Here is a 14166-nt window from a genome sequence, read left to right as displayed (position 1 = left end):
TAAAATTTACTATGCCAATGAACCCATTGGATCCCATGGTTTTAATTTAATTGGTTCTTTTTCATAAGCTTCTATTACTTCTTTTGATAAGTGTTTTTTGTTGATTAATGCTTGATACATATATTCATCAAACCATTCATCACTCATTACTAAGAAACCTTTGTTTCCTGATTGTTCACCCCATGTGTTTTCAACTCTATATCTGTTAATTTTATCATTTGCTTCATCATAGTCACATCCCATAAATACCATAGCATGTGTCATTAATGATTCATGATAATCAAGTCTTTCTTCTTTATTAAAATCATATTTTACATTAAACATATCAAATACATTAGCTGTTGTTAAATCTAATCTTGAACCACCTCTAGAGAAGAATTGTCCTACATCACAACCAAACCATACTGGTTCTTTATCTTGTAATTGACGCAAAATCGCTTTTTTCATTTCTTCAATTGGCAAGTTTACATATCTAACGATATCCCCTTCAACTACATTTCCTAAAAATTCTACGGTATATGAATTATAGTAAGGTTTATCTTTTGTTGGTGCATTGATTATTGAAACATATTCATCTAAATCCATTTCAATTAGTTCAAAAAATTCTTTTGGTGTAATATTCTTGTATGAAACAAAATTATCATCTTTATCTCTTGCTTCAAAATCTACTTTTGTTGGAGGTGTACCTAAAGAAATAGAAAGTGCATTATAGATATCTGTCATATATCCTTCAATCATCTTTTCCAATTCTTCTCTAGATTTACCGGATTCATGAGCTTTTCTTAAATTTTTAGCGTTCATTCTTAAAATTTTTGTTAAGTAATTATTCATTTGGGAACTGCTTGAGGAACTTTCTGATTCCGGCATGTAATTTTTTGGTACAACACCATATTTTCTAATGATATTTTTTACCATATCCCATTGTCCACCATCTCCCATTGGAGCAGTAAGAATGTGAGACACCAATCTTCCTTCCAAGTCTTCATCTAAAGTATTTAAGATTGATTCATAAAAATAATTACATCTTTCTAATTTATCAAAGAAATAAATATAACTTTGAGAAATTTCAAATTCTTTCAAATTAAATTTTTGTGCCAATTTGTATTCTAAAACATTCATTGCTGCAAAAATCCAACATCTACCTGATTGTTTTTGATATCTAATCTTTGTATCAGTTAAATTAACATTAAACTCATGCCTATTTGTATCATTTTCTCTTCTATCAATTGTTGATTCTAACAAACCTGTATTAGTTGCAGCTCTTTGAGCAATTCTAAAAGCTCTATCTGAAGTAAAACTTTTATTAGAATCTTCTAAAAACTTATTATCAATTTTCATAATTCACTCCTTTTTTATTATTTTTTATATCATTTAGGTATACCTAATATTATATATCAAAATATATATTTTTCAAGAAAAATTTTGTAATAATAAAATTATATACCTAATAAATTTTCATATAATTAACCATTTTACATCTAAATCAAGCCAAGTGTATATTCAAAATCACATCCGTTTTCCAAGATTTCCCATGTAATTTTTGTTTCATCAAAAATGCTTCCGTTAATTTTCAATTCTTTTACAAATTTCTTTTGATGATAGTTTTCATTAACTTTTATGTTTATTTTATTTCCATTGTATAAAGTTATTGATGCATTGTTCCAAAATGGAATGCCTAATTGATATTCATTAGATCCCGGACAAAATGGATAAAACCCTAAACTTGAAAATATGTACCAAGCTGACATAGATCCATTATCCTCATCTCCCGGATATCCCTTCCAATCATATCTAAAATAGTTTAACAATATTTCCTTAATAATTAATTGAGTATTTTTAGGCTGATCTACATAATTAAATAAATATGGAAGATGAAATGATGGTTGATTTGATATCGCATGATGTCCCAAATGAGCCATTGCATACTCTCTCATTTCATGAATTTCATATCCATACGCACCATATTTGTATTCAGTTTTCGCATTAGTCAATGCTTCAAGCTTTTTACTAAAATTTTCTTTTCCACCAAATAATTCAATTAAACCATTTACATCATGATAAATATTGTATGAATTTTGATATGCAGACCCTTCAGTATACGGCGATCCCCAATTTAGAGGATCAAATCCATCAGTAAAATTTCCACTCCTATCCTTTGCCCTCATAAATCCTGTTTTATTATCAAATAATAATTTATAATTTTTAGAATAATCAAAATATTTTTTCGCAATCTCATTCTTTCCTAAATTATTTGCAACCATACCTATAGACCAATCAGATAGACAATTATCAATCGTTTGATTTACCGACTCATGTAGATCAGATGGCACATATCCATAATGTCTATATTCCCTAGTTCCTGCTCTTCCATAAGTTACCTTTCCGGAAGAAACTTCAGCACATTTAATCATTGCATCTAAAAGCTCTTTCATATATTTATTTCCAATACCTTTTGATGATGCCTCTGCAATTACATTATCCACCAGTGTCCCGGGCATTAAACCTCTTTCATCAGGAGAAAGCCATTTTGGTAAATATCCACTTTCGTTATATTGATTAATATACCCTTCAAGTATATCTTCAAAAATTTCTCTATCAATTAATGAAAATAGCGGAAATAAAGTTTTATGCAAATCCCACATTCCCATATTGGTAAACATTTTACCTTTTTTTACAGATTTTGATAATGTGTCATAATGTAGATTTTCGCCATTTTCATCAACTTCATAAAATCTCATTGGGAATAAAAATGCTCTATAAACTGCATGATAAAACATTTTTTCTTGAGAAATTTTATCATATGGACTGTACTGATCATAATTTGATTCTTCATCAAAATTATCAATTTCAAATTTATCAAAATATTTTTGCCATTTTTTCTCTGTTTCAGTTAACATTTTTTCAAAATCTCTAGTCATTATTCTATGATTAAATTTAGCTTGATTTAAGGAAATAAATGATGTTGATAAGTATAATTCATTATTGGAAGATGAGATTAAATACTTATCCTCTTCCAATTTTTCAAAATCAAAATCATCAACAAAATCTATAACTACATACATTTTGAAATTTTCATCTTCACAACCAGAAAAATTATTAACATATCCTTCAACTATATTATCTTTCTTTTCTAAAACTAAATTTTTTCCTTCTAAAATAAACTGAGGATTTTTTACATTATATTTAATTATTGCTGAATTTTTTGATGCTGTAATCATTGCAACTTCGTCATTTTCAAATATAATTTCATTATAATGAGGCAAGAAATTTGATTCTTTATTTTTATATTTTCTTACATTTTCTATTTTATTTGACGGCAATATTGTAAATGAGCTAAAATCTCCCATCCATGGACTTGGTTGATGAGTTATTCTAAAACCTTCAAATGTTATATGATTAGGATTAAACCACCATGAACCGGCTTCTTTTTTAGTTTGTACACAAAAATAATTTGAACCGAAAGGTTCTCCCGTATATGGAAGTGTATTACCATTTGAAAACTCATAAATGCTGTCAGTTCCAACTCTTGTATCTGTAAATTTATACTTTCTAAATTGTTCTAAAAATTTATTTTTCATATTTCCTCTTTTTAACGGTTACATTTAGCTCTTTTCTAAATTTATCTATTACTTTTTTTTCAAGTCTTGAAACTGTCATTTGACTAACATTCAGCTTTTCAGCTATTTCACCTTGTGTCATTTTATCAAAATATCTATAAACAACAATTTTTCTTTCTAAATCATCAAAATTTTCCATAGCCTCTTTAATAAATGCCATATCTTCAACTATTTGATAATTTTTATCCTCTTCTCCAATTAAATCAGCAAAACTTACTTCTCTTTCTTCTGATGAAAAATCTAAATTTTTATCTATAGATTGAGGTGAATAAACCTGTGATGCATCCATTGCTTCAATTACATCTTCAGATGATACATTTAAGAAATCAGCAATTTCATCGATTGTAGGTGTTTTTTGAAGACTTTGAGACAAATCATTTTTTGCATTATTAATTCTTTTAGATAATTCTTGTATTCTTCTGGGTACTCTTATTACCCAACCTTTATCTCTAAAATATCTTTTTATCTCACCGGTAATTGTAGGAGTAGCAAATGAAGAAAATTCGAATCCTCTATCTGCATTAAATCTATCTAAAGCAAGGATTAAACCTAATGATGCAATTTGATATAAATCATCATATTCAATACCTCTATTAGAATATTTTTTAGCCAAAATTTCAGCAATATAAAGATTTTTAGAAATCAAATCATCTCTTATTAATTTTATTTCTCTTTTAATTTTCTGTAATTCTTTTTTATCTTCAGAATTTTCTGATTTTTCCAATTTTTTTTCTTTAGATCTTAATTTTTCTAAATTTTTAAAACTTTCAAAATCTTTTATTTTCTCTTCAGATTTTTTTACATCTGCCATAGTACATCCTTATTTATTTAAAACAACTATTATTTTATCATCCTCTATGAATAATTGATCAGATAGATACAATATAATTTGTCTTTTAATTTCAAAAATAGCATCATTTTGATTATCTTCTTTAACAAATTTCAAATTTTTAAAATCGACTTTTATATATGATTCTCCAAGTGTAAATGATATATCTACTTTTTCATTACTAGGAATTATTAAGGTAAATATTTCAGATACAACCTGTTGTAAATCTGCAACTTTATCTACATCAAATCCTACTTTATTAGCCAAAGAAGCTGATGATAATCTTAAAAGTTGAGTGTATATAGGATTACTAGGTAATTGAATTTTTATAACATCCATTAGTCCTCCATATTGAACAATTCTGTTAGTTTTGTAATTTTAAATAACTTATAAATATTTCTATTAGCATTTTTTATTGTCAATGTTTTTAGCTTATCCTTTGCTTCCTTATAAACAGTCATTATTACACCAATTCCAGTAGAATCTATATATTTTAGATCCGAAAAATCAAAAACAATGTTCTTATCTAATATTTTATACTTATCTAAAATTTCATTTTTAAAATTTTCAACTACATTTATATCTAAATCTCCTGATAAATGTATTTCAAAATTTTCATTTTCTTTATATTTTGCTTCAAATGCCATAAAATCTCCTATTCAACTTCTTCTATATATTTTGCACATGCAACTATATTTTCTTCATCAGAGCGAACTTTCTTCAATCTTACCCCTTGAGTTGTTCTTCCCATTGTTGAAATATCTTTTACATTTAGTCTAATAATTTCTCCATTTGCAGATACTAAAATTATTTGATCTTCTTGGTTTACTAATTTTGATGCAACTATTTTTCCTGTCTTCGGTGTTAATTTATATGTTTTTACACCTTTCCCACCTCTATTTTGTGGACTATAATATTTAATTAACGTCTTTTTACCATAGCCTTTTTCTGAAACTATAAAGATATATTCATTATTATCTATTACACTTAAATCAACAACTTTATCACCTTTATTTAACGAAATTCCTTTTACCCCTTGGGCTGTTCTTCCCATTGGTCTAACATCTTTTAAATTGAATATTATTGATTGTCCATTTTCTGTTACCATCAATACATTAGTATCAGCATCTACTTCTCTAGCTCCAATCAATTCGTCACCTTCATTTAAGGTAATAGCAATAATACCTGTTGTTCTGATATTATAAAATTCACTAGCTTCTATTCTCTTAATTTTACCTTCTTTTGTGGCTAAAATTATAAATTTATCATCATATTTTTCTTTTACAGGTATAACTGCTGAAACTTTCTCATCTTGTGTTAATTGTAAAATATTTATAATAGCTTGACCTTTTGATTGTCTCTTTCCTTCTTTTATTTCAAAAGCTTTTTTCTTAAACACTTTACCTTTATTTGTGAAGAATAAGATATTATCATGAGTGCTTGTTACAAATAGATTTTGAACAAAATCATCTTCTTTTGTTGTCATTCCTGTAACACCTCTTCCCCCTCTATTTTGTACTTTATATGTGTCAGCAGGTAATCTCTTGATATATCCTTGATTTGTTAAAGTAATTATAACTTCTTCTTCTTCAATTAGATCTTCTTCATCAACTTCTTCTACATCTCTTTTAATTCTTGTTCTTCTTTCATCAGAATATTTTTCTTTAATTTCTAATAGTTCATCTTTAATGATTTCCATTAAAATACTTTCATCAGCAAGAATTTCTTTTAATCTCTTGATTGTTGCGATTAATTCGTTGTATTCTTCTTCTAATTTTTCAACATTAAGACCGTTAAGTCTCTTCAATTGCATATCTAAAATTGCTTGACCTTGTATATCTGTTAATCCAAATCTCTTTGTAAATTCTTTTTTGATTTCTTCGTCATCATAGTTTGATCTAATAATTTTAACTATTTCATCAATATTGTCATATGCTATTCTTAAACCTTCAACTATATGAGCCCTTGCTTCAGCCTTATCTAAATCAAATTTTGTTCTTCTAGTAACAACTTCTTTTTGATGCTCAATATAATAATGAATTAATTCTTTCAACGTTAATACTTTTGGAACACCATCAACCAACGCAAGATTTATAATACCGAATGTTGTTGTTAATTGAGTATGCTTGTATAAATTATTTAATACAACATTTGGATTAGCATCTCTTTTAGTTTCGATAACTATTCTCGTACCATTTCTATTAGATTCATCTCTTAAATCAGCAATACCTTCCAATTTTTTATCTCTAACCAGTTCAGCTATTTTCATAATTAATCTAGCTCTATTAACTTGATAAGGAATTTCTGTAACCACTATAATATGTTTACTCTTAAATTCTTCAATATGAGCTTCAGCTCTTAATTTAACTTTTCCTCTACCTGTTTTGTATGCATCAATTATAGGTTTTCTCCCCATAATATTTGCTCCTGTTGGAAAATCAGGACCTTTTATGTGCTTCATTAACCCTTCAACAGTAATATCTTTATCATCAATAAAAGCTACACAACCGTCTATAACCTCTCCTAAATTATGAGGTGCCATATTAGTTGCCATACCTACAGCAATCCCTGCAGAACCGTTAACAAGTAAATTAGGAAATCTTGCAGGCAATACTTTCGGTTCTAATTCTTCTTCATCAAAATTTGGTTGAAAATCAACTGTATCTTTATTTATTTCTCTTAACATCTCCAAAGTAAGCTTTGTCATCCTTACTTCAGTGTAACGTTGAGCAGCAGCACCGTCTCCATCTATAGATCCAAAGTTACCTTGACCATCAACCAAAGGATATCTTGTATTAAAATCTTGAGCTAATCTTACAACTGCATCATAAATTGCTGAATCTCCATGTGGATGAAAACGCCCCATTACTTCCCCTACAAGTCTTGCAGACTTTCTATGAGGTTTATTTGGTGCTAATCCCAATTGATTCATTCCATAAAGTATTCTTCTATGAACTGGCTTTAGACCATCTCTAACATCAGGCAATGCCCTTGAAACAATAACTGACATAGAGTAATCAAGATAAGCTTCTTTCATTTTTGTCTCAATATCTTGAGATATAATATTTGATTTATCAAATTCTGCCATTCTTTACTCCATTCTATGCATCAATATTTTTAGCATATTGTGCATTTTCTTCTATAAATTCTCTTCTTGGTTCAACTTTATCACCCATCAATGTTGTAAATGTATCATCTAAAGTAATTGATTCATTATCAATTTTTACTTGAATTAAAATTCTATTATCAGGATGCATTGTAGTTTCCCATAATTGATCGGCATTCATTTCACCAAGTCCTTTATATCTACTCAACTTGTAATTTTCACCTTTAATTCCCTCTAATACAACTTTCAACTCTTTTTCATCATAAACGTATCGTTCCTTTTTACCTTGAGTTACCTTAAATAATGGTGGTTGTGCAATAAACACATTTCCATTTTCAATTAAAGGTCTCAAATACCTATAAAAGAATGTTAATAACAAGGTATCTATATGAGCTCCATCAACATCAGCATCTGTCATTATGATAATTTTTCCATAACGCAATTTTTTTATATTAAAATCTTCACCAATACCGGTTCCAAAAGCTGTTATCAACGCTTTAATTTCGTCAGAACTTAAAACTTTAGCTACTCTAGCTTTTTCAACATTCATAATTTTACCTTTAATAGGCAAAATAGCTTGAGTTCTATTATCTCTGCCTAACTTTGCCGATCCTCCGGCTGAATCCCCTTCGACTATAAATATTTCATTTTCTGTAATATCTGTAGATTGACACTCTGCTAATTTACCCGGAAGTGTTGTATTTGACAATATTGAATTTTGTTTTCTGGAAATATCTCTAGCTTTCTTTGAGGCTTCTCTAGCTCTTCTTGAGGCTTCACATTTATCAACTATTAATTTTGCAACCTTAGGATTTTCTTCCAAATATGCTGAAAATTTTTCAGTTAAAAATGTATCTACTATTCCTCTCATTTCTGAAGAACCCAATTTAGCTTTTGTTTGTCCTTCAAATTGAGGATTAGACAATTTTACAGCAACAATAGCAGTTATACCTTCTCTGATATCTTCACCTGAAAAATTTTCATCTTTTTCTTTTAACATTTCATATTCTCTAGCATAATTATTTACAGTCTTTGTAAGACCTGATCTGAAACCTGTTAAATGAGTACCACCTTCCCCTGTAAGAACAGTGTTAGCAAAAGATAATATATTTTCAGAATATGCATCAGAATATTGAAATGCTATATCAACTTCTGATCCATCTACCATTCCTTTAAAATGAATAATATCATTATGTAAAGCAGTCTTTTTAGAATTTAAAAATTCTACAAAAGAAGATAATCCTCCTTCTGCTAAAAATATCTTCTTATATGGATTTTCTTCCCTTTCATCTATAAGTGTAATTTTTAATCCTTCATTCAAGAAAGACATTTCTTGAAATCTTTTTTCCAATGTTTTTCTATTAAATTCTATTGTCTCAAAAATAGTATCATCGGGCCAAAATCTTACAGATGTACCTGTTTCTTCAGTAGCCTCATGTTTAACTAATTTTGTGGTTGCATCTCCTCGCTTAAATTCTTGAGTATATCTAAAACCATCCCTTTTAACTTCTGCAACTAATTTATTTGATAATGCGTTTACAACTGAAACCCCTACACCATGTAAACCTCCTGAAAATGCATATGCTTCAGAGTCAAATTTACCACCAGCATGAAGAATTGTTAATACTGTTTCCAACGTTGATTTTCCTGTTGTAGCATGTTTTTTTACTGGAATACCTGATCCATTATCTTTAACTTCACAAGATCCGTCCTTATGAATTTTTATTTCAATAGCATCCGCTCTTCCTGCCAACGCTTCATCAACAGAGTTATCTACAACTTCGTATACTAAATGATGTAGACCTCTTTCATCAGTAGAACCAATATACATACCCGGTCTTACACGAACTGCTTCAAGTCCCTCTAAAACCCTGATGTTTTGTTCACCATAATTTGTATTTTTTGCCATTCTATTTCCTTTCATTGATAACTTTACCATCTACGATTTTATAAATATTACCATTTAGATTACTCAAATCTATATTTAGTAAAGTATTTGTAGTAATTATGTTTTGATATTTTTTAGATTTTTCAACCAATAATGAAGCTCTCACATTATCAAGTTCTGAAAAAACATCATCCCATAAAAGTATTGGTTTTGTCTTTGTAATAGTTTCTATTAATTTTGCTTCAGCTAATTTTAATGATAACATTATTGTTCTTTGCTGTCCTTGTGAACCATAAATTTTAGCATCTTTTCTATTTATATTAAAAACTAAATCATCTTTATGTGGACCGATAATGCTTGAAAATCTATTTATCTCTTTTTCTGTATTTTCTATAATATTTTTCTGATAATTTTTTTGAATAATTTCAAGATTCGAAAAATTTTCTGAATAATTATTTATATATTCTATATCTAATTCTTCCTTACCTGAACTTAATTCCTTATGAAACTCTTTAGCATATTCTCTCAATATTTCTAAATATTTATATCTATATATAGCTATCTTTGAACCATATTCAACTAACTTTTGATTATATGTATTTAAAAGTTGATTAAAATATTTTATTTTACTATTTTTTAATAATTCATTTTTTTGACTCCTAATCTTATTATAATTATAAAGGTAGGTTTTATAACTTATATCATTGTTTGAAATAATATCATCTATAAATCTTCTTCTCATATGAGGAGTCTCTTTAACTATTAAAATTTCTTCGGGTGAAAATATTACAACTCCAAATTGACTTTTTAATTCACCCAGATTATTTATCTCTACTTCATTTATTCTTATTTTTTTCTTTTCTCTCTTAGATAGCTTTATCTCTACAATTTTCTTTTTATCATTATTTAATATTTTAGCTCTTAAATACAACTGATCTTTATTAAAATTTATTAATTCATTTTCTTTAAGATTTTTAAAACTATATCCCCTTGCACAAATATATATGGCTTCAAGTAAATTAGTCTTTCCTTGAGCATTCTTACCTACTAAAATATTTGTGTTATCATGAAAAATTATTGTTTCATCTTCATAATTTCTATGGTTGATAAGTCTTAATTCTTTAATTATCATTATTCCTCTATTTCAATAGTATAATCTAAAACTTCTACTACATCCCCAACTCTAATTTTTTTTCCTCTTTGTGTACAAATCTCACCATTAAATTTTACATTACCATCAATTATTAATTCTTTTGCTTCTCCACCAGTTTGAACTACTGATACATATTTCAATAACTGATCTAATTTTATAAATTCTGTTTTAATTTTTACTTTTTTATTCATAATTCCTCTTATTGTGAAAGTCTTACAGGTAAGACTAAATATAGATAGTTATCATCTTCATCTACCGGATAAATAGTCATTGGTGAAAGTGGTGTAGTTAAATGAAGTACAACTTCGTCAGAATCCATTTCTTTTAATCCATCTGTAAGATATTTAGTGTTAAATGCAATTCTAATATTTTCACCATCTTGTTTTCCATAAATTTTTTCATCTAATTTACCTAATTCAGAATTTGAATTTATACTTATCTCACCATCCACGAATTCTAATTTTGTTAAACTTGCATTCGATCCAGTAGATAATAATTGAGCTCTTTCAAGAGCATTAACTAAATCATTTCTATTTACAACAACCTTAGTATTAAATGAATTATTTAAAATTTTATTATAATCTATATATGGTTTGTCTATAAGTCTTGTAAATATTTTTGTATTTCCATTTATAAACGCAATATGACCTTTCATAAATACCACATCTGTGGACGTATCATCTAAAATTTTTGATAATTCATTAAATCCCTTTTTAGGAATAATACAAGAAAATTCTTCATTTGATGTAAAGTCATATTTTTTTATTGCCATTCTATACCCATCAAGACCAACAAATTTTAAACTATTATCTTTTAATTCAAATAATAATCCTGTTAATGCTAATCTTGTTTCATCAATAGATGTAGCAAATTTAGTTTCTCTTATAGCTGTTAATAAATCATCATTATCTATCGTTAGACTTACTTTTTCTTCAATTTCTGGTAAAGATGGAAAATCTGAAGATGACTGACATGAAATATTAAATATTGATTTTTGACATTTTATATTTACATTATCATCTTCTATTGTAATTTGAATAATATCATTAGGCATTTTTCTTATAATATTACCTATAATATTTGATTTAATTACAGCTGCTCCTTCTTCTATAACTTCACAGCTAACTTTAGTTTCTATAGAAATTTCTAAATCAGTGGAAGATAAAATTAATTTATTATTTTCAGCTTTAAATAAAATTCCTTCTAAAATTTGAATAGTTGATTTATTTGAAATAGCTTTTTGAGCTATAGAAATATGTTTATCTAAATCAACTTTGTTAATGTTAAATTTCATTTTCACTCCTATTATATATATTTTAAATTTAGTAATAATAGTAGTAGGGACAGTTGATAAGTGGATAAGTCGTTAAAATGTTAAAATTAAACAATTTATAAGATTTTATATCCATGTGGATAAGTTATGAAAAATAATTTAGTTATCCTAAGTTTTCAACATTATTCACTTTTTAATTTAGCAATAATATCCTCTACTTCTTTTTTTACATTCCTATCAGTTTCAATTAAATGCTTTATCTTGTCATCTCCATGCATAATTGTTGTGTGATCTCTATTAAAAGAGTCAGCAACTTTCACTAAAGAAATATTTGTTAATTTTCTTGATAAATGCATTGCTATCTGTCTTGGAATAGATATAGTTTTTTGCCTATTTTGTTTAATTAAATCATCAGTTTTCAAATTATAATAATCTGCAACCGCAATTTTTATACTTTCTAACGTTATTGGTTTTTGTTTTTTTTCTTCAATAGCAAGAGCTGTCTTTGCTATATCTAAAAATTCATTATCATCAATATTGTGGTCAGATTTTTTACAAATTATTTTGTAATATGCCATAACTTTAAGGATAGCACCTTCTATATTTCTAATGTTTGAAGTGACATTTTCAGCAATAAATTCTATTACATTATTAGGAACTTCGTATTTATCCATATTTATTTTGTGTTTTATAATAGCAACTCTGGTTTCGAAATCCGGCTTTTGAATGTCTGCAATCATTCCGCCACTAAATCTTGTAACAAGCCTATCTTCTAAGCCTTTAATTTCTTCAGGCCTTTTATCTGATGTAAATATAATTTGTTTATTAGCTTGTTGCAGAGAATTAAAAGTATGAAAAATTTCTTCTTGAGTACTTTCTTTTCCTGAAATGAATTGAATATCATCAATCATTAAAACATCACAGTTTCTATATTTTTCTCTAAAAATTTGAGAATTTGTAACTGAATTTTTGTTATCTGTAATAGTTGAAATAAATTCATTTACAAAATTTTCACTTGTAGTATAGATAACTTTTTTATCAGGATTCTTTTCTAATATTTTATGTCCAATAGCTTGCATTAAGTGAGTTTTACCTAAACCGGAACTACCATAAATGAAGAATGGATTATATACAGTCCCGGGATTTTCTGCAACACTTATAGCAATAGCTAACGCTAAATCATTAGATTTTCCTCTTACAAAATTGGCAAAAGTATTTTTTTTATCCAAGTTATCAACATAAGAGTAATTTAATGGAGTAGTTGTATTTACTTTTTTGTTAAGTTCATCTAATGGCTCTGATAAATCGAATTTTTTCTGACCTTCTATTTGAGTATTTTTTAATTTACTTGAATTTTTGATTTGTTTAAATAAATCATCTTTAGTATCCAATAAAACTAAATTAATATATTCATTATAATATTTAGATAATTTATCTTCTATAGATTTTTTATATTTGTCATTAACTATTTTTAATATAAATGTAACTGAAGAATATATATAAACAGTAGATTCAAATTTTTTTAAGGGAATTAATGGTTTTATCCAAGTATTATAATGAACCTCAACCATTTCAAGAAAAAGTTCTTCTTGTACTTTTTCCCATATTTGATTTAAATTATCCATTTTACCTCCTTTATTTTAAAGTTATAAACATAGTTATCAACATTACAAATTAAGTAAAATGAACAATCACAATAATTAACAAATAAGTTATCCACTTAAAAGCATAATTTGTTGAAAACTTTTTATAAAGTATAAAATTTATTGAATTTGGTTGTTTTTTACAAAAAAAAATTAAAATTATAAACATTTAATCCACAAATGTGTATAACTTTCATGTTTTTGTTAATAACTTGTAGACATTCTTAACTAATTATATCAATTATTATTAAAAAATACAAAATTTTAAAAGTTATCAACAAATGTGGAAAAAATAATTTACTGTTTATTTTAATATAGGTATTATCTAAGTTTTAGATAAATTAAAATTATTATATTTATTTTTTGTTGCAATAAATAAAAAAATTTTGATATAATATATGCGTGAAAAAATGAAAACGTTAACCATTAAAATTTATTTTTATATTTGAAAAATATAGGTAATATAAAGATTTTTTCACAAAAATTTAAGGAAAGGGGGTTTTTGCAAAAATGAATTTTTCATTTTTGTTTAATTTAATGGATATTATTTTTAAGTGATAGTATAATTTTAGATTTATTTTTAATAATTAAATTTAAGATTAGTGAACAATTTCACTTTGAAAATAATTACATAGTAGTGAATTTAGGAGGAAAAAT

At 26.7% G+C, this 14166-nt stretch carries 11 protein-coding genes; all 11 read right to left on the bottom strand.

The window, feature by feature from the left end; all coding sequences use genetic code 11:
- Positions 1-9: 9 nt before the first annotated feature.
- The 11 genes from EQF90_RS00055 to dnaA all read right to left on the bottom strand — a co-directional run bounded on the left by EQF90_RS00055 (position 10) and on the right by dnaA (position 13491).
- A complete protein-coding gene (locus EQF90_RS00055; RefSeq protein WP_134710802.1) occupies positions 10-1338 on the bottom strand; it encodes a C1 family peptidase in 1329 nt (442 codons plus the stop codon).
- Between the two features lie 140 nt (positions 1339-1478).
- The gene (locus tag EQF90_RS00050; protein ID WP_134710803.1) at positions 1479-3578 is read right to left on the bottom strand and encodes a GH92 family glycosyl hydrolase; all 2100 of its coding nucleotides are present in this window, start codon (positions 3576-3578) and stop codon (positions 1479-1481) included.
- The gene (locus EQF90_RS00045; protein ID WP_134710804.1) at positions 3568-4428 is read right to left on the bottom strand and encodes a SigB/SigF/SigG family RNA polymerase sigma factor; all 861 of its coding nucleotides are present in this window, start codon (positions 4426-4428) and stop codon (positions 3568-3570) included. Before EQF90_RS00045 ends, EQF90_RS00050 begins: the two co-directional genes overlap by 11 nt.
- A 9-nt stretch (positions 4429-4437) precedes the next feature.
- Entirely contained in the window at positions 4438-4785 is a 348-nt protein-coding gene (locus tag EQF90_RS00040; protein WP_134710805.1) for an ATP-binding protein, read from the bottom strand.
- Positions 4785-5093: an STAS domain-containing protein gene (locus EQF90_RS00035; RefSeq protein ID WP_134710806.1), complete on the bottom strand. Its 309-nt coding sequence runs from the start codon at positions 5091-5093 to the stop codon at positions 4785-4787. Before EQF90_RS00035 ends, EQF90_RS00040 begins: the two co-directional genes overlap by 1 nt.
- An 8-nt stretch (positions 5094-5101) precedes the next feature.
- On the bottom strand, positions 5102-7534 hold the full coding sequence (gyrA, locus tag EQF90_RS00030; protein WP_134710807.1) for a DNA gyrase subunit A: 2433 nt from the start codon (positions 7532-7534) through the stop codon (positions 5102-5104).
- A gap of 13 nt (positions 7535-7547) precedes the next feature.
- Entirely contained in the window at positions 7548-9461 is a 1914-nt protein-coding gene (gyrB, locus tag EQF90_RS00025) for a DNA topoisomerase (ATP-hydrolyzing) subunit B (RefSeq protein ID WP_134710808.1), read from the bottom strand.
- Between the two features lies 1 nt (position 9462).
- Complete coding sequence (recF, locus tag EQF90_RS00020; RefSeq protein ID WP_134710809.1) at positions 9463-10572, bottom strand: DNA replication/repair protein RecF; 1110 nt, start codon at positions 10570-10572, stop codon at positions 9463-9465.
- On the bottom strand, positions 10572-10784 hold the full coding sequence (yaaA, locus tag EQF90_RS00015) for a S4 domain-containing protein YaaA (RefSeq protein WP_134710810.1): 213 nt from the start codon (positions 10782-10784) through the stop codon (positions 10572-10574). Before yaaA ends, recF begins: the two co-directional genes overlap by 1 nt.
- An 8-nt stretch (positions 10785-10792) precedes the next feature.
- Positions 10793-11887 (bottom strand): DNA polymerase III subunit beta, encoded by a 1095-nt coding sequence (gene dnaN, locus EQF90_RS00010; RefSeq protein ID WP_134710811.1) that lies wholly within the window; start codon positions 11885-11887, stop codon positions 10793-10795.
- A gap of 161 nt (positions 11888-12048) precedes the next feature.
- Positions 12049-13491 (bottom strand): chromosomal replication initiator protein DnaA, encoded by a 1443-nt coding sequence (gene dnaA / locus EQF90_RS00005; protein ID WP_134710812.1) that lies wholly within the window; start codon positions 13489-13491, stop codon positions 12049-12051.
- Positions 13492-14166 lie beyond the last annotated feature (675 nt).

The organism is Helcococcus ovis (assembly GCF_004524775.2).
GTDB lineage: Bacteria > Bacillota > Clostridia > Tissierellales > Peptoniphilaceae > Helcococcus > Helcococcus ovis.
The sequence above is the reverse complement of the archived record's forward strand: the minus strand, read 5'-3'. Positions and strand labels throughout refer to the sequence as shown.